A 21,281-nucleotide genomic window follows, 5' to 3' on the forward strand; every position below is an offset into this window, starting at 1 on the left:
GGCCGGGACAGCACGGACACGAGGCGGCACGCGAGAAGGGAGCACGGAATGCCAAGATTGCGCGGCTCCTCGCTGCGTCGGGCGGTGGCGGTGGTCATCGTGATCGCGGCCGCTGCGTTGTTCCTCGTGCGTCTCGTCGACGTGCAGGTGGTCTCGGCCGCAGCGCTGAACGAGGACGCGAAGGGCAAACGGGCCGTGCCCGTGCCGATCGAGAGCGTGCGAGGCGACATCGTCGATCGCAACGGCAACGTGCTCGCCACGACCGACGAGCGCTACGACGTGCAGCTCTCGCCGAAGAACACGCAGCTCAACAAGGGCCGGTTCTGGCGGCCCGACCCCGAGCGCGGCGGCGCGGCGACGGTGGAGGTCACGGCCGAGCAGGCGTTCGCGGAGATCGGAGAGGTCACCGGACAGAGCGCCGAGGAGATCCAGAAGATCGTCGACGACGCGCTCGAGAAGGACCCCAAGTCGGACTTCGCCTACGTGAAGCGGGGGGTCGACCTCTCGCAGCTCAACGCGCTCAAGAAGCTCGGGATCGGCTGGCTCACCTTCACACCGCAGCACCAGCGCACCTACCCCAACGGCGCGGTCGGTGGCAACATCGTCGGCTTCGCCGGGCAGGACGAGGAGCCGCAGTCGGGCGTCGAACTGTCCCAGAACGAGTGCCTCACCGGCAGCGACGGCTCCGAGGTGTACGAGCGCGGGGCCGACGGAGTGGCGCTGCCGGGCAGCCTCGTGGTCGAGAAGAAGGCCGTCGACGGCGGCACCGTGCAGCTGACCATCGACCGCGACCTGCAGTGGGAGGCGCAGCAGGCGATCAACCAGCAGGTGCAGCGGGTCTCGGCCGAGTCGGGCTACCTCGTGATCATGAACGCGCGCACGGGCGAGCTCGTCGCGGTGGCGGAGGATGGCTCGGTCGACCCCAACGACGTCGACGGCTCGGACCCGGAGAAGCGCGAGGCGCGATCCTTCACCTCGCCCTACGAGCCCGGGTCGACCTTCAAGACGATCACCGCGGCGGCCCTCATCGACCAGGGCGCGGCGACCCCGCTCACGCAGAACCTCACCCCCGACTACCTCGAACCCGAGCCGAACGTGCGCTTCGGCGACTCGTTCTCGCACGGACCCACCCAGTGGACGCTGACCGGCATCCTCACCCAGTCGTCGAACGTCGGCACCTCCATGCTGGGCAGCGCGCTGAGCGAGGAGGTGCGCTACGACTACCTGCAGCGCTTCGGCATCGGCATCTCGACGCAGGCCGGCATGCCGCTCGAGGACTCGGGCATGCTCATCCCGGTGGAGCAGTGGGATCGCCAGACCTCGTACAACACGATGTTCGGGCAGGGCGTCTCCTCGACCATCGTGCAGACCGCGGGGGCCTACCAGGCCATCGCGAACGGCGGAGAGCGCGTGCCGCCGACCCTGGTGAGCAGCTGCACCGATGCGGAGGGCGAGGAGCAGCGGCCGGATCACGGCGACCCGGTGCAGGCCGTCACCCCGGAGACCGCGCAGCAGGTCATGGACATGCTCGAGACGGTGGCCAACGAGGCGTGGTTCAAGGACATCATCGCGATCCCCGGCTACCGCCTCGCGGGCAAGACGGGCACGGCAGAGCAGGTCGATCCCGCGACCGGGCTCTACCGCAGCGACTTCGTCAACTCCTTCGCGGGCGTCTTCCCCGCCGACGACCCCCAGTACGTCGCGGTAGCATCGATTGCGTTCGCCAAGTCGGGGGACGGGGCGACGGCCGCGCTGACCGCCTTCCACGAAGCCGCCGAGGCGACCATTCGAACCTTCCAGATCCCGCCGTCCTCGGGGCAGTACGAGCCCCTGCCGACGGAGTACTGAACACGAGGCCCAGGAGGCACCCGCACGTGAGTACCGGAGACGCGCTGAGCATTCGGCCGCAGCATCCCCGACCCCTTCCGCTCGTCCGGCTGGCCGAGCGCTACGGGCTGGAGACGGCTCCCGGCGAGCTCGGCGAGGCGACCGCGAGCGGCGTCACGCTCGACTCCCGCGACGTGCGACCGGGCGATCTCTACGTCGGCATGCCCGGAGCCCGCCGCCACGGCGCCGAGTTCGCGCCCCAGGCGGAGCAGAGCGGAGCCGCAGCGATGCTCACGGACGCCGCCGGCCTCGAGATCGCTCGGGAACAGGGGATCGGGATCTCCGTGCTCGTCTCGGCCGAGCACCCGCGCGAGTTGCTCGGCGAGGTCGCGGCGGCCGTCTACGGCACGGCCGATCTTCCGGCCAAGGTCTTCGGCATCACCGGCACCAACGGGAAGACGAGCGTGGTCTACATGCTGGCCGAGCTGCTGCTCGCCGCCGGCATCACCCCCGGACTCAGCTCGACCGCGGAACGGCGGATCGGCGACGAGGTGATCGTGTCGAACCTCACGAGCCCCGAGGCCTCCGAGCTGCACGGCCTGCTGGCGCGCATGCGCGAGCGCGGCGTCGACGGCGTGGCGCTCGAGGTCTCCGCGCACGCGGTCGAACGGCACCGCATCGACGGCGTGCGCTTCGACGTGGTCGCCTTCAACAACTTCTCGCAGGACCACCTCGACGACTTCGGCGACATGGAGAGCTACTTCGCGGCGAAGCTGGCGCTCTTCTCGCCGGAGCACGCAGAGCGGGGCGTCGTGGTGGTCGACTCGCCGTACGGTCAGCGGATCGCGCGGGAGTCGAGGATCCCCGTGACGCGGCTCGCGACCGACTACGGGCAGCAGGCCGACTGGCATCTCGCGGTCACCCGGCAGACGCTCGACGGCGTCTCCTTCGTGCTGCAGGGGCCGGAGGGTGCCCACTTCCGCGGCAGCGTGCCCGTCTTCGGGCGCTTCATGGCCGAGAACGCGGCGCTCGCACTGATCATGCTGCACGAGGCGGGGATCCCGATCTCCCGCGTCGAGGCCGGCCTCGAGAACGGCCGCATCCCCGTGTACATCCCGGGTCGGCTGGAGTGCATGAACCCCGGGCTGCCGCTCGCGGCCGGGCCGCGCTTCTTCGTCGACTACGGGCACACCCCCGGTGCCTTCCAAGCCATGCTCGACGCGCTCGGAGAGGTGGCGCCCGGCCGCGTCATCTTCCTCTTCGGAGCCGATGGCGACCGCGACACCACCAAGCGCGAGGAGATGGGCCGGATCGCCGGGGCCGGATCGGACACGGTCATCGTCTGCGACTACCATCCGCGCTCCGAGCCGCCCGAGGCGATCCGCGCGCAGTTGATCGCGGGCGCGCGCTCCGCGAAGCGCGCCAGGGTGATCGAGGAGGGCGATCCCCGCACGGCCGTGCGCCTCGCCGTTTCGATCGCCGAACCGGGTGACGTTATCCTGTATGCCGGTCCCGGACACGAGGACTACCAGGAAGTCGCCGGGCAGATCCTTCCCTACTCGGCGCGTGACGAGGTACGCGGAGCGCTCCGCGAGGCAGGATTGCTTCCGTGATTGAACTGACGCTGGCGGAGATCGCCGCCGCCGTGAACGGCCGGCTGGTGCCCGGGACCGGGGGATCCCGCGCGCAGTGGGCCGAGGCCGCCGTCGCGGGCGAGTCGCAGACGGACTCGCGCGAGGTGCAGCCCGGGCAGATCTTCTTCGCCCGCCGCGGCGAGGAGACGGACGGGCACCTCTTCGCGGGCAAGGCCGTCGACGCCGGCGCTGCACTCGTCGTCGCCGAGCGCGAGGTCGACGACCGCGTGCCGCAGATCGTGGTCGCGGAGGCCACGGAGGCGCTCGGCGCGCTCGCCACCGCGGTGGTGCGCCGCGTGCGCGAACGGGGCGGACTCACGATCGTGGGGATCACCGGATCCAATGGCAAGACCACCACCAAGAACCTGGTCGCGGCCATGGCGGAGCGGCTGGGGCCGACGGTGGCCTCGGCGAAGTCCTTCAACAACGAGGTGGGCGGGCCGCTCACGATGCTGCGCGTGGAGAACGACACCCGCACGCTCGTCGCCGAGATGGGCGCGAGCGCCCAGGGTGAGATCGAACGACTCACGCGCATGGCACCCCCGCACATCGGCGTCGTGCTCTCGGTCGGCCTGGCCCACGCCGGCGAGTTCGGCGGGATCGAGACCACGTTCCGCACCAAGAGCGAGATGGTGCGGGATCTGCCGCCGAGCGCGGTCGCGGTGCTCAACCGCGACGATCCGCGCGTGGCGCAGATGGCCGATCTCACGGCGGCCCGTGTGCGCTGGTTCGGGCTGCACCCGGAGGCCGAGGTGCGCGCGAGCGACGTCGACTCGGACGCCGAGGGCACCAGCTTCACGCTGCACGCCGCGCTGTCGAACGGCGAAGTCGAGGCGGCGCCGGTGCGCTTCAGGGTGCTCGGCGAGCATCACGTGATGAACGCGCTGGCCGCCGCCGCGGTCGGCCTCGAGTTGGGACTCCCGCTCGCCGACGTCGTCGAGGTGCTCGAGGCCGCGACGCTGGCCGCGCCCGGCCGGATGCAGGTGCTCGGGGGCCGCGACGGCGTCACCATCGTCAACGACGCCTACAACGCGAGCCCCGACTCGATGAGCGCCGCGCTGCGCACGCTCGCGCAGATCCGCCGGCCCGAGGGACGCTCGGTCGCGGTGCTGGGCGCGATGAGCGAGCTCGGCGAATACTCCATCGAGGAGCACATCCGCGTGGGCCTGCAGGCGGTGCGGCTGCGCATCTCCGAGCTGGTGGTCGTCGGCAAGGAGGCGCGCCACCTGCACATCAGCGCCATCAACGAGGGCTCCTGGGACGGCGAGAGCGTATTCTTCGAGACGCAGGACGAGGCCTACGACTACCTGCTGCGCACCCTGCAGCCGCACGACACCGTGCTCGTGAAATCGTCGAACGCCGCCGGGCTGCAACGGCTCGGCGACCGACTGGGGGAGGCCTTCGCATGATCGCGCTGCTCATCGCGGGCGGCTTCTCGCTGCTCTACTCGTTGCTGCTCACGCCGCTCTTCGTGCGCGGCTTCAACCGTCTGCGCTGGGGGCAGCCCATCCGCGTCGACGGGCCCAAGGAGCACGAGGTGAAGCGCGGCACCCCCACCATGGGCGGCCTCATCTTCCTCTCGGGCTCGGTGCTCGCCTACTTCGTGGGCAAGCTGGTGATGGGCGAGACGCCCACCCCCTCCGCGCTGCTCGTCATCCTCATGGCGGTGGGCGCCGGCCTCGTCGGCTTCATCGACGACTTCATGAAGGCCCGGATGCAGCACTCGGCGGGTCTGAGCGGCTGGGCGAAGATCATCGGTCAGGTTCTGATCGCCGTCGCGTTCGCGCTGCTCGGCCTGCAGTTCGCGAATGATGCCGGGGTCGCGCCGGTCTCGACGCGCATCTCGCTCTTCCGCGACCTCGACTTCGACTTCATGGCGCTCGGCGCCATCGCAGGCATCGCGCTGTTCATCATCTGGATCATGGTCATCGTCACCGCCACGACCAACGCGGTCAACGTGACCGACGGGCTCGACGGGCTCGCCGCGGGGGCCGCGATCTTCGCGTTCGGCGCGTACCTCGTCATCGGCTTCTGGCAGTCGGCCCAGAACTGCGCGCTCACGGTCGAGCCCGGGTGCTACGAGGTGCGCGATCCGATGGATCTCGCGGTCGTCGCCACCGCCTTCCTCGGCGGCCTCGTCGGCTTCCTCTGGTGGAACACCAACCCGGCCAAGGTGTTCATGGGCGACACCGGGTCGATGGCCATCGGCGGCGCGATCGCCGCGCTCGCGATCCTCACCCGCACCGAGCTGCTGCTCGTGCTCATCGGCGGCCTCTTCATCATCGAGACCGGGTCCGTGATCCTGCAGCGGCTGTACTTCAAGGTGACCAAGGGCAAGCGCATCTTCCTGATGAGCCCGATCCACCACCACTTCGAGCTCAAGGGCTGGGCCGAGGTGACCGTGGTCGTGCGGTTCTGGATCATCGCGGGCCTGTTCGTGATGGCGGGCGTCGGAGCCTTCTACGGCGAATGGCTGCTGCAGCAGTGAGCGGGGACGGCATGGAGACGAACGCGAGCGACGAGCAGGAGCGCATCCGCGCCCGCGTGGCCGGACTGGCGAGCTGGCACGACGACTGGTCGGGGCTGCGCATCGCGGTTCTGGGCCTCGGCGCGATCGGGTTCTCGGTCGCGGACACGCTCGTCGAGCTGGGCTCCCGGGTGCGGGTGATCCACGCCGATCCGGATCCGGATCGCGAGCGGCTGCTCGACGTGATCGGCAGCGAGCGCTTCCGCGCCGAGACTCACCCGGAGCAGCTCGGCGACCTCGCGGCCTTCGGCCCCGACCTCGTGATCGCCTCCCCGAGCTTCCGCCTCGATCATCCGCTCACCGCGTGGGCCGGCGAACGGGGAATCCCGGTGTGGGGCGATATCGAACTCGGATGGCGGCTGCGCGACAAGACGAACCGGATCGCCGACTGGATCTGCATCGCGGGGGCGCGCGGCAAGACGACCACGGGGCGACTCGCCGCGCACATGCTCGCGGCGGCGGGCCTGCGCGTTGCGCCGGCGGGCGACGACGAGGCCCCGATCCTCGACGCCCTGCGGGACCCGCAGGGGTACGACGCGATCGTGGTGGAGCTCTCGGCCGTGCAGCTGGCGAGGCTCGGCGAGATCTCCCCGTACGCGAGCGCCTGCCTCAACTTCGGCGAGGAGCGCGGCGACACCGTGGCCAGGTGGGCGGAGATGGCGCGCGTGTACGAGCACACGCAGGTCGCCTGCGTGTACAACCGCGCCGATCTCGAGACCGAGCGCATGGTCGAGGACGCCGATGTGATCGAGGGCGCACGAGCCGTCAGCTTCGGCCTCGACTCACCGCCGCCGAGCGGCTTCGGGGTGGTCGAGGAGATCCTCGTCGACCGCGGCTTCCACGCCGAACGGCGCAGCGAGGCCTACGAACTCGTGACGCTCGATGAGCTCGCCGAGCTCCGGCTCGCCACACCGCAGTTCGTGCAGAATCTGCTCGCCGCCAGTGCGCTCGCGCGGGCCCGCGGTGCGGAGCCGACGGAGATCGCGCAGGCGATCCTGAACTACCATCGCATCGAGCGCGAGCAGGAGTGACCGGCGTGGCTGAGGGATCCGCCGAATCGACGGGGCGTGCTCCTGGCCAGGCCCGGATCAGCCTCGGCTCGATGCTGCGCACCGGCACCGACCGCACGGTGGTGGCGCTCTACGCCATCACGCTGCTGCTGGTCGGCTTCGGCCTGATCATGGTGCTCTCGTCGTCCTCGATCACCTCGTACCTGGCCGATCAGGGCTTCTTCGGGGGGTTCTGGCGTCAGGCGACGTTCGCGCTCGTGGGGCTGCCGCTCATGCTCATCGCCGCGGCGATGCCGATCGGCTTCTGGAAGCGGTGGGCCTGGGGGCTGCTCGCTCTCGGCCTCGCGCTGCAGACGCTGGTGTTCACGCCGCTCGGGATCGAGGTCTACGGCAACCGCAACTGGATCCAGATCGGCGGCTTCAGCGCCCAGCCCTCCGAGGCGCTCAAGCTCGCCTTCGTCGTGTGGGTGGGCGCCGTGCTGCTGCGCAAGGAGCCGCTGCTCGGGCAGATGCGCCACGAGCTGATCCCCGTGGTGATTCCCGGGGCGCTCATCGCGCTCGGCTCGGTGCTGCTGGGCCACGACCTCGGCACGGTGCTCATCATGGCGGCGATGATGCTCGGCGCGATGTACTTCGGCGGCATCAGCTGGAAGAGCCTGGGGGTCACGGTGTTCGCGGGTGTGCTCGCCGTGGTGCTCTTCGTGGTCACCAGCGAGAACCGCATGCGGCGGCTGCTCAGCCACTCCGGCGGCACGGACGACTACAGCGGTATCGACTGGCAGGCCACGCACGGCAGGTGGGCGCTCGCGAACGGGGGCGTCCTCGGCGTGGGGCTCGGCAATTCGAAGGCCAAGTGGTCGTGGCTGCCGGCCGCCGACAACGACTACATCTTCGCCATCATCGGCGAGGAGCTGGGCCTCATCGGGGCGCTGCTCGTGATCGCGCTGTTCGTGGCCCTCACCTTCATCATGCTGCGCATCATCTCGCGGGCCCGCGATCGCTTCGGGCGCGCCGTCGTCGGCGGCATCCTCGTGTGGATCGTCGGGCAGGCGTTCGTGAACATCGGCGTCGTGATCGGGGTGTTCCCCGTGCTCGGGGTGCCGCTGCCGCTCATCAGTTCCGGTGGCACCGCGCTCGTCGTGTGTCTCGCGGCCATCGGCGTCGTGATCTCGATCGCGCGCGACGGCGCACAGTACCAGGAGGAGCTCGCCGCGGCCGCGCCGGGCACGACGCGCGGGCGTGGACCAGGAAGGACATCCGGATGACCAGTTACCTGCTCGCCGGCGGGGGGACCGCCGGCCACGTGAACCCGTTGCTCGCGCTCGCCGATCTGATCCGAGCCGAGGAGCCCGAGGCCCGGATCGTGGTGCTCGGCACCCGCGAGGGGCTCGAGGCCCGGCTCGTGCCCGAGCGGGGCTACGAGCTCGTGCACATCGAGCGGCTCCCGTTCCCGCGGCGCCCGAATCTCGCCGCGCTGCGCTTCCCGGCGCGCTTCTCGCGCGCCGTGCGGCAGGTGCGCGCGCTCATCCGCGAGCGCGGCGTCGACGTGGTGGTGGGGTTCGGGGGCTATGCGTCGGCACCGGCCTATCGCGCCGGTGCGAAAGAGGGCGTGCCCGTCGTGATCCACGAGGCCAACGCGAAGCCGGGCATGGCCAACAAGCTCGGCGCGCGCAGCACCCCCTACGTGGGGGTGACCTTCGCCGGGACCCCGATCCGGAACGCCCAGCTCACGGGCATGCCGCTGCGCCCGGAGATCACGGGCCTCGACCGCGCGGGTCTGCGCGCCTCGGCGCGCGAGCACTTCGGGCTGGACCCCGAGCGCCGCACGCTGCTCGTCACCGGGGGATCGCTCGGCGCCCGAGCGATCAACCGCGGCATCTCGGCCGCGGCGGAGGAGATCACCGCTGCGGGCATCCAGGTGCTGCACATCTGGGGTGGACTCACCGAGCTCGAGGATCCCGGCGTCGCAGGCTACGAGGTGATCCCGTACTGCGACCGCATGGACCTGGCCCTCGCAGCCTGCGACCTCGCCGTCTCCCGCGCCGGGTCGACGACCGTGAGCGAGCTCGCCGGGCTCGGGATCCCCGCAGTGTTCGTGCCCTACAGCCACGGCAACGGCGAGCAGCGCTTCAACGCCGCCGGAGTGATCGCGGCCGGCGGCGCCCTGCTCGTGGAGGACGAGGAGCTCACCCCCGTGTGGGTGCGCGACACGCTGATCCCGCTCGTGGGGGACGAGGCCCGGCTCGCGGACATGGCCGAGCGCGCCAGGGGGGCGGGATCCCTCGACGGTACCGAACGCCTGCTCGCGCTGGTGCGCACCGCGCTCGCGGGCTGAGCCCGCTGGCACCGGCCGAGCCTCGTCTTCGCCGGCCGAGCCTCGCTGGCGGCGGCCGCACTGCGTTCAGCCCATCCCGTTCTTCGGCGCTCGCCGTTCGTGCGGATGGATTCACGGCGTTCCGTCCGAACGAACGGTGAGCGCCGAGGGAACGGCCCGGCTGCGCCGTGAGGGTTGCAGCCCGCTCGACCGACCTGGCGGGCCCGTTCCGCGCAGGTGATGGCCCCGTGCGACCGCCGACAGAATCATGTCCTGCACTTCGGGCCAGTGGAACACCACGAGCGAGTAGGTCACCCTGATCACCGTGTATCCCTCGCGGCGCAGCAGAGCGTCGTGACGGATATCGGCGTCGCGCTGCGCGCGGGAGTGCTGCTTGCCGTCGATCTGCACCACCAGACGCTCCCCGATGAGGAAATCGACGCGGTGGCCGTGCAGGTGGGTTTGCGCATGTATCGGGATGCGCAGCCAGGCGAGCCGCGACCTGAAGAAGGACTCGAGCCCGGAATCCGTGAACGGGGATGCCTGCCGCAGCAGCGCGCTCAAGCTCGGGACCGCCAGCTGCTCGAGCGCGGGGACGGTCGTCAGCCCGGTGTTGAGCGCCGAATCGATGATGGCCAGGGCGGTCTCCTGCGGCTGGCACACGGCGACGAGTACGAGCACGTTCTCGAGAGGATCCTCGAGGAGCTCCGGGGCGCGAGGTACCACGGGGGATCGCCAGTGCACGATGCCCGGTCCGCGCGCGACGTGGCTGTGCCGGTGCGGTGCGGCGTAGTGCGGCTCATCGGGTTCGGCGAACACCCACAGACCGAGCCGAGCGGCCTGAGTGGCGCAGCTCAGGAGCGCGCCGCGGCGCGCGGCCTGCAGCAGCGCCGGATCGGCCTCGGGCAGCGCGACCCAGCCCTTCCGCGGGCGCACGACCTCGCCTGCCTCGAACGCGGCGCGCAGCTGCGGGCGGTTGATTCCTGCCCTCGTCAGCGTGGAGGTGCGCGCGATCCCACCGCTGCGCTGCAGAGCACTTCTGATCGTCATGCGCTCCAGCATGGTCCTCGGCGGGAGGCACGGGCGCCTCGATTCGCGAATTGTGGAGAACTTCAACCCGTCGACCGCTCTGCCGCTGCTGTGAGCGAAGCGCTGATTCCCGATCCCGAGCCTGCCCGAGCCTGCCTGAGCCCTCGCGGCCCTGCCCGAGCCTGCTCGAACCCGCCCCTGGCGCTCACCGTTGTTTCGGATGGCGCCACGGCTTTTCATCCGAAAGAACGGTGAGCGCCGAAGCAATGGTGGGGCGAGAAATCGGGCGGGGTCTCCAGGAGTCTCCGGGCGGGGTCTCCAGGAGTCTCCGGGCGGGGTCTCCAGGAGTCTCCGGGCAGGGTCTCCGGGAGGCTCCGGGCAGGGTCTCCGGGAGGCTCCGGGCGGGGTCTCCGGAGGCGAGGGTTCCGGGGGTGGGGCCTCGGGGGCCTCCGGTCGAGCAGGTTCCGACGATCGAGGATCCGACTGAGCGGGGTTTCCGGGCAGACACCCGGGGCAGGAGCGATACCCTTGAGAATCGACTAGGAGGACACATGATCTACCCCGATCTCGAGATGGAGATCCCCGACGACCTCGGACGGGTGCACTTCGTGGGTATCGGCGGATCGGGCATGAGCGGCATCGCACGCATGATGCACCAGGCCGGTGTGCCGGTCACCGGATCCGACCGCAGCGCGAACTACTCGACGGCCGCGCTCGAGGAGATCGGGATCCCCGTCGCCATCGGCCACGACGCGGCGAACGTGGGGGAGGCCGACACGCTCGTGGTCACCGGTGCCCTGTGGCAGGACAACCCCGAGTACCAGCTCGCCCTGGCGAAGGGGCTGCCGGTGCTGCACCGCTCGCAGGGGCTCGCCTGGCTGGCCCGCGGCAAGCGCGTCGTCTCGGTGGCGGGCGCCCACGGCAAGACGACCTCGACCGGCATGATCGTGACGGGGCTGCTCGGCCTCGGCGCCGATCCGTCCTTCGTGAACGGCGGCATCATCGAGTCGCTCGGAGTGAGCTCGGGACCGGGTTCCGACGACCTCTTCGTGATCGAGGCGGACGAGAGCGACAAGTCGTTCCTGCTCTACGACACCGCGGTCGCGCTCATCACCAACGTCGACCCCGAGCACCTCGACTTCTACGGCTCGCGCGAGGCCTTCATGCAGGCTTTCGTCGACTTCGCGCGCGGTGCCCGCGAGCAGGTCGTCATCTCCGCCGATGACCCCGGCGCGCTCGAGGTGCTCGACGCGCTCCGCGCATCCGGCGGATCCGTGCCGATCCGCACCTTCGGCGAGGCCGCAGGATCCGACGTGCGCATCGTGTCCATCGACGACTCGGGGCCGGTGCGATTCGTGGTCGAGCTGACCGGTGCCGACGGCGTGTCCGAGCGGCATGAGGCGCAGCTCGCCGTCTACGGGCGCCACAACGCCGTCAACGCGGTCGGGGCGCTCGCCGTGCTGACCGGGCTCGGATTCGACGCCGGTGCGGCGCTCGCGGCCATCGCCGACTTCGCCGGCACCAAGCGGCGATTCGAGTTCCACGCCGAGGTGGGCGGCGTGCGCGTCTACGACGACTACGCGCACCACCACACCGAGGTGGCCGCGCTGCTCGACTCCGCGCGCGCCGTGGTGGGGGACGGGCGGCTCATCGCGATCCATCAGCCGCACCTCTACAGCCGCACCCGGCTGTTCCACCGCGAGTTCGCCGCGGCGCTCGAAGCGGGCGCGGACCACACGGTGGTGCTGGCGGTTGACGGCGCGCGCGAGGATCCGGTCGAGGGCGTCACCGGCGCGCTCGTCGCGGACGACTTCGCGGACGGGACCAGGGTCGCCTACGTGCCCGAGTGGCAGGACGCGGCCGACTACCTGGCCGAGATCGCACGGCCGGGAGACGTGATGGTGACGATGAGCTGCGGCACGGTCTACCGGATCATCCCGCAGGTGGTCGCGGCGCTGCGGGAACGCTTCGAGCCGGATTCCCGCGCCGAAGCGGAGCCCGGCGCCGACGCAGAGACCCGCTGACCCGCGATCGCAGTCATGAAACGACCGAGCGGGTTCGACCGGACGCCCGAGCCGGAGCGTCCGTCGTTCGAGGCGCCCGCCGCACCCGATGCGATGCCCGATGCGACGGCCGAGGCCGATGCACCCGTCCAGGCGCAGCCGAGGGCGAGCACGGCCGCGATCGCAGCGGTCCTGCGCGCACGCGCCCTCCGTCCCGCCGCGGTGTCGGACCAGGAGTCGGCGCAGCTCCGGGACGCAGAGCCGGCGCAGGCGCCTGAGCTCGCGCCTGGCGCTGCGCCCGGCCCCGCGCCTGACTCCGTGCCCGACCCCGCGCCGATCCCGATCGAGGCGGCGCCGACCATCGACCTGAGCGATGTGCGGGAGTCCCGCTCCTCGGAGATCGCCGAAGCCGAGCGGGGCGCAGTGCGCTCTCCGCTCGCGAGGCTGCGCGCGAGCCGGGAGGCCGACCCGGTGCGGGCGGCCGAGCGGCGGCTGCGCGAGGCGGGCAAGCTGCGCCGCGCGCGGATCCGCAGCGAGCGCCGCCGCTTCGCCGCCGATGCCCGGCGGCGGCGGCGCAACGCGCTCATCGCGGCCGGCGCCGTCGTCGCGCTCGCGCTCTTCGTGGTGGTGGGGGCGTTCACGCCCCTCATGGCCGTGCGCGAGGTGCAGGTGATCGGCGCGGGCACGGTGAGCCAGGGCGATGTGGAGCGGGCCCTCGCCCGCTTCGACGGCCGGCCTCTGGCGCTCGTCGACGACGCCGACGTGCACCGGGCGCTCGAGCCGTTCCCGCTGATCCAGCGCTACGCGGTGGAGCGCGTGCCGCCGCACACGCTCGTCGTTCGCATCGAGGAGCGCGTCCCCGTCGTCTCGGTGCAGGGCGACGACGGCTACGCCTTCTACGATGCGGCCGGGGTGCTGCTGGGGCGCGGCGAGGCCCCGCCCGCCGGGGTTCCGGCGGCGAGCGGCTCGGTGGTGGACCTGTCGTCGGCGGCCTTCCAGTCGGCGGCCCGCACGCTGCGCGACATGCCGAGCGGGCTGCGGGAGCAGATCGTCGAGGTGGCGGCGTCGAGCGCGCAGGACGTCACCTTCACGCTGGCGAACGGGGTGCAGGTGCTCTGGGGCGACGCCGACCGCATCCAGTCCAAGGCCGCGGTGCTGCAGACCATGATCTCCTCGCTGGGCGACCGTCCCGTGGAGCTGATCGACGTCTCGTCGCCCGACGCGCCGGTCTTCCACTGACGCCCCGCGGGGATCCCGCGCTCCCCGGACGTCGCCGCAGTCGGTTCTGCCGACGGATCGCGGCGTGTCTGCGGGGCGCGGCGGGTGCGGCCCCTTAGCGTTATGCGCAGGAAATGTATACGGCAATACTAACTTTTAACTTCAGCTAGAGGTTGAAGGTTGGGGGCGGAGGATCCAGGTGTCAGGGAACCAGAACTACCTCGCGGTGATCAAGGTCGTCGGTGTGGGCGGCGGCGGCGTGAACGCCGTCAACCGCATGATCGAGCTCGGCCTGCGCGGCGTCGAGTTCATCGCGATCAACACCGACGCCCAGGCGCTGCTGCTGAGCGACGCCGACGTGAAGCTCGACGTCGGGCGCGAGCTCACGAGAGGTCTCGGCGCCGGCGCCGACCCCGAGGTCGGGCGTCGCGCGGCCGAGGATCACGCCGAGGAGATCGAGGAGGCGCTGGCCGGGGCCGACATGGTCTTCGTCACGGCCGGCGAGGGGGGCGGCACCGGCACCGGTGCGGCACCGGTCGTCGCCCGGATCGCCAAGTCCATCGGCGCGCTGACCATCGGAGTGGTCACCCGCCCGTTCAGCTTCGAGGGCAAGCGCCGTGCGGCGCAGGCCGATGTCGGCGTGCACACGCTGCGCGAAGCCGTCGACACCCTGATCGTCGTGCCCAATGATCGCCTGCTCGACATCAGCGAACCCGGCATCAGCATGATCGAGGCCTTCGCCGCCGCCGATCAGGTGCTGCTCGCGGGCGTTTCCGGCATCACCGATCTCATCACCACTCCCGGCCTCATCAACCTCGACTTCGCCGACGTGAAATCGGTGATGCAGGGCGCCGGGGCGGCGCTCATGGGCATCGGCTCGGCCAGGGGAGCCGATCGTGCGATCAAGGCGGCCGAGCTGGCCGTCGCATCGCCGCTGCTCGAGGCCTCGGTCGAGGGGGCGCACGGGGTGCTGCTCTCCATCCAGGGATCGTCGAACCTCGCCCTCAGCGAGATCTACGAGGCATCGACGCTCGTGCAGGACGTGGTGCACCCCGAGGCGAACATCATCTTCGGTACGGTCATCGACGACACGCTCGGCGACGAGGTGCGCGTGACCGTGATCGCGGCGGGCTTCGATGCCGATCCCTCGCCGCAGGTCACCGCTCCCGAGCGCGGGCGCCGCGGCAGCCACGTCGAGAGCCTGGATGAGGTGGCGGCCGTGCCCGCCGGTCGCGCCGCCGCGACGAGCGATGCGACGGGCCTCGGATTCCCGGGGTTCAACGCCTCTCTCGAGAAGGAGACCGACTCCAAGAATCCGGCCACGGGCCAGTTCGGCGAGGTGCTGAACCCCCCGGTCGAGGCGCAGCTCTCGGATCCGGCCTTCGACGGCGATGACGACGACGACCTCGATATCCCCGAGTTCCTGAAGTAGGCGTCGTGGGATCCCTCGATTCCACGGAGTTCCCGGGGCTCGGCGATCGGCTGGCGGAGGTGCGATCGGGGATCGCCGACGCCTGCCGATCCGCCTCGCGGGATCCCGAAGACGTCACGCTGATCGTCGTCACCAAGTTCCATCCCGCGGCGCTCGTGGCGGCCCTCGCCGAGCTCGGCGTGCGCGACGTCGGCGAGAACCGCCACCAGGAGGCGCAGGCGAAGGCCGAGGAACTCGCGGCGCTCGGTCTCGACTGGCACTTCATCGGTCAGCTGCAGACCAAGAAGGCCAGGCAGGCGGCGCGTTACGCGCGCGCCATCCACTCGATCGACCGTGAGCGCCTCGTGGACGCGCTCGCCGACGTCGATGGCGAGATCGACGCCTTCGTGCAGATCAATCTCACCGACGATCCGGCCCGCGGGGGAGTCGCCCCCGACGGCATCGAAGCGCTCGCGGAGCGCGTGCTCGCCGCGCCCGCGCTGCGTCTGCGGGGCGTGATGTCGGTCGCACCCCTGGAGGAGGAGCCGGCGCGGGCGTTCGAGCGGCTCGCCGGCTACGCGGATCGCGTGCGCGCGCTCGATCCGGAGGCGTCGGCGATCTCGGCCGGGATGACCCACGACTACCGCGAGGCGATCGCGCACGGCGCGACACACCTGCGAATCGGCAGCGCAATCACGGGGAAACGCCCGGAGCCCAGATAGTCTCGAAGCACCGCACCGTTGGGAGAGAAGATGAGCAATCCGCTGAAGAAGACCATGGTGTTCCTGGGGCTCGCAGAAGAGGAACTCGAGGAGCAGAATGCGGCAGCGCAGCAGAAGGCCCCGGCCGCCGCGCGCGCGACGCCCGCCGCAGCCTCGTCGGCGAAGGCCGAGTCGGCTCGCCCCGCCGCCCCGCAGCGCGCTTCGGTCACCCCCCTGCGCCGCGTCACCCCGACGAAGCAGCCGGCGCAGCAGCCGATGAACGAGATCCTCACGGTGCACCCGACCGAGTACAAGGACGCGAAGGTCATCGCCGAGAGCTTCCGCGAGGGTGTCCCGGTGATCATCAACCTCTCCCGCATGGGCGAGGGCGACGCGAAGCGCCTCATCGATTTCGCGAGCGGCCTGACGATGGGCCTGCACGGCCGGATCGAGCGCGTGACCAGCAAGGTGTTCCTGCTCTCTCCCGAGCACATCGAGGTCGGCAGCGAAGACTCGCGTGAGAACGACAGCGGATCGTTCTTCGTGGCGCCCTCGGCATAAACAGTGGAGATACTCCTCGTTTTCACCAGCCTGGTGCGGGTGGTGCTGCGGATCTACATCCTGCTGCTGTGGGTGCGTCTCGTGGTCGACTGGATCATGGTGCTGAACCGGCGCTTCCGGCCGCGCGGCCTGGTGGCGGTGCTGGTCGAGTTCGTGTACTCCGTGACCGATCCTCCCATCAAGATGTTCCGCAAGGTGCTCCCGCCGATCCGGCTCGGCCAGATCATGCTCGACCTCGGGTGGATGCTCACACTGATCTCATGCTGGATCCTGCTCGCCATCATCCCCGGATGGTGGTGACAGGCGGCCCTCCACCTGCGCGAATCCGACTTTATTTGCTAGCGTTGACCCACGACCACGTCAGTGGTCCCGAAGCGAAAGAGACGTAACGATGGCCCTGACTCCCGAAGATGTCGTGAATCAGAAGTTCACGATCACCAAGTTCCGCGACGGCTACGATCTCGACCAGGTCGACGATTTCCTCGACACGATCGTCGAGGAGCTGCGCCAGCAAGAGCAGGAGAAGGAAGAGCTGCGCGCGCAGATCGCGGAGCTCACCGCCAAGCTGGAGGCCTGCGAGGCCTCGAAGGGCGAGCAGAGCGGCCAGCAGGAGCAGGCCGCCTCCGAGCAGACCATCGTCGTCGACGCCCCCGTCCCCGTCCCCGCACCGGTGCCGACTCCGGCAGCGGCTCCCGTCGAGACGAGCGCCCCGCAGGCCGACGCCGTCAAGTCGAGCGCCATGCTGCAGCTCGCGCTGGAGCTGCACGACAAGCACGTGCACGAGGGCGAGACGACCCGCGACAAGCTCATCGCCGAGGCCGAGGCGAAGCGCGATCAGATGATCGATGACGCCGAGCGCACCGCCAAGCAGCTCGTGGAAGAGGCGCAGAAGCAGCGCGCCGAAGAGCTCCGCGTGCTCGGCGAGGAGCGCAGCGACCTCCAGTTCAAGATCAAGGATCTGCGCCAGTTCGAGAGCGAGTACCGCTCGACCCTCCGCTCGTACATCCAGTCGCAGCTGCGCGGTCTGGACGGCTCGCCCGAGCCCGCCGGCGCGCCCGACGGTCTGCAGTAGCCGGGAGCGTGAACGACGCTTCCGACGTGGCGGCGGATGCCGCCACCGCTTCCTCATCGCGACGCCGACTGGTGCCACTGCTCCTGATCGGTGTCGCGATTGCGGTGTTCGCGGCCGACCAGCTGGTGAAGAACTGGGTGGTGGCCACGCTCCCCGAGGGGCGGACGGTGCCGGTGCTCGGCGAGTTCCTGCAGTGGCACTTCGTGCGCAACCCGGGTGCCGCGTTCTCCATGGCCAGCGGGGCGACCTGGATCTTCACGATCCTCGCCACCGTCGTGGTCGTGGTGATCCTGTGGCAGATCCGGCGCCTGCGCTCGATCTCGTGGTCGATCTTCCTCGGACTCCTGCTCGGGGGTGTGCTCGGCAACCTCACGGATCGTCTCACCCGCGATCCGGGGTTCCCCGAGGGGCACGTGATCGACTTCATCCTCACCCCGTGGATGTGGCTCGGGTTCAACCCGGCCATCTACAACATCGCCGACATGGGAATTGTGATCGGCATGGGGCTGTTCGTGGTGATCAGTCTGCTCGGTCTGCCCATCGACGGCTCCCCGCGCGCGCGTCGCGGAGAGGCCGGCGACGAGGGAACGGCCGCGAGTACCGAGTCCGCCGACGGTGCTGATCCTGCCGACGCCGCCGAGCCCGCTGACGGATCCTCACCCGCCGACGGCGAGGAGCGCGGCGATGGAGCGGCGTAGCCTTCCCGTCCCCGATGGGCTGGCCGGGGAGCGGGTCGACGCCGCCCTCGCCAAACTGCTGGGATTCTCGCGCAGCTTCGCGGCGGAGATCGCGCAGTCGGGCGGCGTGAGCCTCGACGGACGGACGCTCGGCAAGTCGGATCGGCTCGCGGCCGGCGGCTGGCTCGAGGTCGAGTGGCAGGAGAAGCGCGGCCCCGAAGTGGTTCCCGTGCACCTGCCCGAGCTGGGGATCGTGCACGACGACGACGACATCGTGGTGGTCGACAAGCCCGCCGGTGTCGCGGCGCACCCCTCGCTCGGCTGGGAGGGGCCGACCGTGCTCGGCGCGCTCGCCGGAGCCGGGTACCGCATCGCGACGTCGGGACCCTCCGAACGGCAAGGCATCGTGCATCGGCTCGACGCCGGTACGAGCGGCCTGATGGTGGTCGCCAAGAGCGAGCATGCCTACAGCGAACTGAAACGCGCCTTCAAGGAGCGCGAGGTCGACAAGATCTACCACGCGGTGGTGCAGGGGCACCCCGATCCCTTCTCGGGCACGATCGAGGGGCCGATCGGCCGGCACCCCGGCCACGAGTGGAAGTTCGCGGTGACCCGCGACGGCAAACCCTCGGTCACGCACTACGAGACGCTTGAGGCGTTCCCGTACGCGACCCTGCTCGAGATCGAGCTCGAGACGGGCCGCACCCACCAGATCCGCGTGCACATGTCGGCGCAGCGGCATCCGTGCGTCGGCGACGGCATGTACGGCGCGGATCCGACGCTCTCGGCTCGCCTGGGACTCACCCGGCAGTGGCTGCATGCGATGCGGCTCGGCTTCCGGCACCCGGGCAGTGGCGAGCCCGTGGAGTTCGAGAGCGTCTATCCCGAGGATCTGCAGCACGCGCTCGACCTGCTGGGCGGGATCGAATCCGGCGTTTGACGGGGCATCGCGCGCCCGGGCTCGCGCGTCGTGCGAGCGCGCGGCCGGATCAGCCGGCGGCCTCCGCTGCGGTCCTGCAGGCGCCGTCGCCGTTCGGGTCCGTGTCGTCGAAGTCCTCCTCGGAGATGACGATGCCGTTCGCGACGGTGTAGCTCAGCACCGCCGAGGCGCAGGAGTCGCGGGTCGGCGCCACGAAGAACAGCGCGGTGTGCTCGCCGAAGCCCGGGAACCCGTGCTCCTTCACCCAGACCTCCGTGCCGCGCACCGCATCGACGCCGATGACGCGGCTGTCGTCGGGTGCGTCGCTGTTCAGGGTGCCCTCGAGCAGCACCGCGACCACCCCCTGGTCCGAGCGTCCGGCGAAACTCGCGGTGTGCTCCGGGCCTCGCATGATCCGGGTGCGCGTCAGCTCGCGCGGCTCCTGCTCCGTGCTGATGCCGAGCACGAAGGTGACGAACTCGTCCTCCGTGTAGCCCCGGTAGTGCATCCGGCGGGTCGTCTGCACGAGCCCGACGACGACCGGGTCGTCGCCGTCGAGGGTGTAGAGATAGGACTCCGCGATGATCTCGTAGTCGTCCCGTGCGGGGAGCTTCAGGCCGGTACCGAGCAGCTCGCCGGCATCGAGGCGCGCAGTGGAGCCGTCGGGGAGCCGGATCTCGCTCGGCCCGGGAAGGTCGTCAGCGGAGGCGTGTCCGGCGGGCTTCTCGAACGGCCCGAACGCCGCCCACCCCTCGGAGGCCGCGGAGTCGCCCGTCGCGTCCTCTCCGAGGGTGCAGCCCTCGAGGGCGAGGACGAGAGCGAGGGCGCCGAGCACGGCCGCAGTGCTCGGGCGGAGGAGCCGGGGCCGGCGTCCGGCGAGCCCGTCGCGGCGGCTCATACGCACAGCTTCGGTCCGAGATCCTCGGTGCGCCCGTCGACCGTGATGGTCGCCTGACCGCAGATCCTGGCTGCGACGTCGGGCTCGATGATCATCGGGGTGTAGAGCGACTGCAGGTTGATGTCGGTGCGCGACTGGGCCCGCTCGCTCGTCGGGTCGTCCATGGGCCAGATCCGCATCGTCATCGTGTTGCCCTCGGTCTTGTTGTCGTACCGCGTGACGCGTCCCCAGACGGCCATGCAGTCGTTGGAATACAGCAGCTGCACGTGCACCTGGTTCTCGAGACGGGCTTCCGACGCCGCGATCACCGCGTCCTCCTTGCACGCGGTGCGCATGGGATCCACCCCGTTCGCGGCGGCGAGGTAGGGGCCCTCGGCATTCTCCGGCGCTCCCGGGAGCGCCCCGGCGCTGCTGAGGCTGCCCCAGACGAGGCTGGTGGCGAGCGCCGAGACGAGGGCCGCGGAGATCGCGATCGCGGCGGTCTGCAGCAGCGAGAACCGACGGCGCTGCGCCGGGGCATCCGCCGCATCGGCGCCCGCCGGGCTGCTGCGCGGATCGAGCGCGTTCCGGCGCGCGCGCCACTCGGCCTGCGCTCCGCCGAGCTCGGTGACGAGCTTCATCACCGTGTTCTCGGTCGGGAGGGCCCGGCCCGAGAAGGCCACCGAGATGACGCTCTTCGAGATCCCCGTGCGCGCACTGAGCGCCGCGAGCGTCGGATTGCCGGCCGATCTCTTCAGATCCCTGAGCGCTTCGGCGAATGCTTCGACGGAGTCCGGCTCGGGCTCCTGAGCCCGACCCTCGTCCACGACGACGGTGTCTGACATGTCTCCTCCGCTGGTCGGCTGTTCCGGAACGCGAACCCGGATGTTCGGGTCCTCGGAAACGGCGAAGTTCGCCTGGGGTCAACAATAGACGCGCCGTAGCCGGCACCTCGCCAGGACCCAGCCCGAACATCAGCAGGAGGGCGGATTCCCGCGGCATGCCGGGGGTTCGTTTTTTCCGTTCGGATCCGAACCGCCGGATCACGGTCCTCCGGGCGCCCGGCGGGAAGGACGCAGGAGCGGTGCGGCTGCGCACCGCGGCCGATCCGGTGACGCGGGATCCCGTCCGGAAATTTCGAATGGATCCGGAACCGGCTCGAATCGGACGGAGAACTGCTTGACTGGCGGCCAGGCGCGCGGACGGGACCGCGTGGCGCAGGCCGATGAAAGGGTGTCGGGATGGTTCGGACTACGGTGCGGCGTGTGACGGCGTCGAAGACGACGCGGGGCGACTGGATCCTGCGTGCGCGATGCGCCCAGTGGCACACGGTGTTCAAGCGCATGGCGCGCCCGGAGGCGCAGTACGAGTGCCCCTATTGCGGTTCCGAGGTGAGATGACCCGAGATCCTCCGCCCGAACGGGCCATATGCGCATCGGGGCATGCATCCGTGGAGCGGCCGGGCGGAGGACTCGCTCGCGCCGTCGGCGGCCCGGGGTAT

General features: G+C 70.5%; 20 protein-coding genes. 17 read left to right on the plus strand and 3 right to left on the minus strand.

What is annotated here, in order from left to right; translation table 11 throughout:
* Positions 1 to 48 precede the first annotated feature (48 nt).
* Genes AMS65_RS08335 through AMS65_RS08365 form a run of 7 tightly spaced genes read left to right on the plus strand, consistent with a single transcriptional unit; the run spans position 49 to position 9,333 of the window.
* Positions 49 to 1,848 (plus strand): peptidoglycan D,D-transpeptidase FtsI family protein, encoded by a 1,800-nt coding sequence (locus AMS65_RS08335; RefSeq protein WP_053383719.1) that lies wholly within the window; start codon positions 49 to 51, stop codon positions 1,846 to 1,848.
* A 26-nt stretch (positions 1,849 to 1,874) separates the two neighbouring features.
* Positions 1,875 to 3,440 (plus strand): Mur ligase family protein, encoded by a 1,566-nt coding sequence (locus AMS65_RS08340; protein WP_053383720.1) that lies wholly within the window; start codon positions 1,875 to 1,877, stop codon positions 3,438 to 3,440.
* On the plus strand, positions 3,437 to 4,870 hold the full coding sequence (locus AMS65_RS08345; protein WP_053383721.1) for a UDP-N-acetylmuramoyl-tripeptide--D-alanyl-D-alanine ligase: 1,434 nt from the start codon (positions 3,437 to 3,439) through the stop codon (positions 4,868 to 4,870). Before AMS65_RS08340 ends, AMS65_RS08345 begins: the two co-directional genes overlap by 4 nt.
* Positions 4,867 to 5,949, plus strand: a complete 1,083-nt coding sequence (mraY, locus tag AMS65_RS08350) for a phospho-N-acetylmuramoyl-pentapeptide-transferase (protein ID WP_053383722.1) — start codon at positions 4,867 to 4,869, stop codon at positions 5,947 to 5,949. Before AMS65_RS08345 ends, mraY begins: the two co-directional genes overlap by 4 nt.
* Positions 5,931 to 7,019: a Mur ligase family protein gene (locus AMS65_RS08355; RefSeq protein WP_241489386.1), complete on the plus strand. Its 1,089-nt coding sequence runs from the start codon at positions 5,931 to 5,933 to the stop codon at positions 7,017 to 7,019. The genes mraY and AMS65_RS08355 overlap by 19 nt, the downstream gene beginning before the upstream one ends.
* Entirely contained in the window at positions 7,016 to 8,263 is a 1,248-nt protein-coding gene (locus tag AMS65_RS08360; RefSeq protein ID WP_053383723.1) for an FtsW/RodA/SpoVE family cell cycle protein, read from the plus strand. The genes AMS65_RS08355 and AMS65_RS08360 overlap by 4 nt, the downstream gene beginning before the upstream one ends.
* Positions 8,260 to 9,333 carry a UDP-N-acetylglucosamine--N-acetylmuramyl-(pentapeptide) pyrophosphoryl-undecaprenol N-acetylglucosamine transferase gene (locus AMS65_RS08365; protein WP_053383724.1) on the plus strand — a complete coding sequence of 358 codons (1,074 nt, stop codon included), beginning with the start codon at positions 8,260 to 8,262 and terminating at the stop codon, positions 9,331 to 9,333. The genes AMS65_RS08360 and AMS65_RS08365 overlap by 4 nt, the downstream gene beginning before the upstream one ends.
* 111 nt (positions 9,334 to 9,444) lie before the next feature.
* Here AMS65_RS08365 and AMS65_RS08370 read toward each other — a convergent pair whose 3' ends face one another.
* Positions 9,445 to 10,362, minus strand: coding sequence for a type IV toxin-antitoxin system AbiEi family antitoxin domain-containing protein (locus AMS65_RS08370; protein ID WP_169787577.1), 918 nt, complete (start codon positions 10,360 to 10,362; stop codon positions 9,445 to 9,447).
* A gap of 530 nt (positions 10,363 to 10,892) precedes the next feature.
* Between AMS65_RS08370 and murC the strand changes: the two genes are divergently transcribed.
* The 9 genes from murC to AMS65_RS08415 all read left to right on the plus strand — a co-directional run bounded on the left by murC (position 10,893) and on the right by AMS65_RS08415 (position 18,924).
* Positions 10,893 to 12,365 carry a UDP-N-acetylmuramate--L-alanine ligase gene (murC, locus tag AMS65_RS08375; RefSeq protein WP_053383725.1) on the plus strand — a complete coding sequence of 491 codons (1,473 nt, stop codon included), beginning with the start codon at positions 10,893 to 10,895 and terminating at the stop codon, positions 12,363 to 12,365.
* A 15-nt stretch (positions 12,366 to 12,380) separates the two neighbouring features.
* Positions 12,381 to 13,583: an FtsQ-type POTRA domain-containing protein gene (locus AMS65_RS19045; protein WP_053383726.1), complete on the plus strand. Its 1,203-nt coding sequence runs from the start codon at positions 12,381 to 12,383 to the stop codon at positions 13,581 to 13,583.
* A gap of 178 nt (positions 13,584 to 13,761) precedes the next feature.
* Positions 13,762 to 14,994 (plus strand): cell division protein FtsZ, encoded by a 1,233-nt coding sequence (ftsZ, locus tag AMS65_RS08385; protein WP_053383727.1) that lies wholly within the window; start codon positions 13,762 to 13,764, stop codon positions 14,992 to 14,994.
* Between the two features lie 5 nt (positions 14,995 to 14,999).
* A complete protein-coding gene (locus AMS65_RS08390) occupies positions 15,000 to 15,695 on the plus strand; it encodes a YggS family pyridoxal phosphate-dependent enzyme (RefSeq protein WP_053383728.1) in 696 nt (231 codons plus the stop codon).
* A 30-nt stretch (positions 15,696 to 15,725) separates the two neighbouring features.
* A complete protein-coding gene (locus tag AMS65_RS08395; protein WP_053383729.1) occupies positions 15,726 to 16,235 on the plus strand; it encodes a cell division protein SepF in 510 nt (169 codons plus the stop codon).
* Positions 16,236 to 16,238: 3 nt separating this feature from the next.
* Positions 16,239 to 16,535 carry a YggT family protein gene (locus AMS65_RS08400; protein WP_053383730.1) on the plus strand — a complete coding sequence of 99 codons (297 nt, stop codon included), beginning with the start codon at positions 16,239 to 16,241 and terminating at the stop codon, positions 16,533 to 16,535.
* Between the two features lie 91 nt (positions 16,536 to 16,626).
* Positions 16,627 to 17,307, plus strand: a complete 681-nt coding sequence (locus AMS65_RS08405; RefSeq protein ID WP_053383731.1) for a DivIVA domain-containing protein — start codon at positions 16,627 to 16,629, stop codon at positions 17,305 to 17,307.
* Between the two features lie 8 nt (positions 17,308 to 17,315).
* Complete coding sequence (lspA, locus tag AMS65_RS08410; RefSeq protein ID WP_241489388.1) at positions 17,316 to 18,005, plus strand: signal peptidase II; 690 nt, start codon at positions 17,316 to 17,318, stop codon at positions 18,003 to 18,005.
* Complete coding sequence (locus AMS65_RS08415; RefSeq protein ID WP_053383732.1) at positions 17,992 to 18,924, plus strand: RluA family pseudouridine synthase; 933 nt, start codon at positions 17,992 to 17,994, stop codon at positions 18,922 to 18,924. The genes lspA and AMS65_RS08415 overlap by 14 nt, the downstream gene beginning before the upstream one ends.
* Before the next feature lie 49 nt (positions 18,925 to 18,973).
* Here AMS65_RS08415 and AMS65_RS08420 read toward each other — a convergent pair whose 3' ends face one another.
* Both AMS65_RS08420 and AMS65_RS08425 read right to left on the minus strand, forming a co-directional pair.
* Entirely contained in the window at positions 18,974 to 19,801 is an 828-nt protein-coding gene (locus AMS65_RS08420) for a hypothetical protein (protein ID WP_053383733.1), read from the minus strand.
* Complete coding sequence (locus AMS65_RS08425) at positions 19,798 to 20,625, minus strand: DUF2690 domain-containing protein (RefSeq protein WP_053383734.1); 828 nt, start codon at positions 20,623 to 20,625, stop codon at positions 19,798 to 19,800. Before AMS65_RS08425 ends, AMS65_RS08420 begins: the two co-directional genes overlap by 4 nt.
* Positions 20,626 to 21,021: 396 nt before the next feature.
* On the opposite strand from AMS65_RS08425, the gene AMS65_RS19395 reads away from it, so the two are divergent.
* Positions 21,022 to 21,180, plus strand: coding sequence for a hypothetical protein (locus AMS65_RS19395; protein WP_157502163.1), 159 nt, complete (start codon positions 21,022 to 21,024; stop codon positions 21,178 to 21,180).
* The last annotated feature ends 101 nt before the right edge of the window (positions 21,181 to 21,281 follow it).

Source organism: Leucobacter celer subsp. astrifaciens (assembly GCF_001273835.1).
GTDB lineage: Bacteria > Actinomycetota > Actinomycetes > Actinomycetales > Microbacteriaceae > Leucobacter > Leucobacter celer.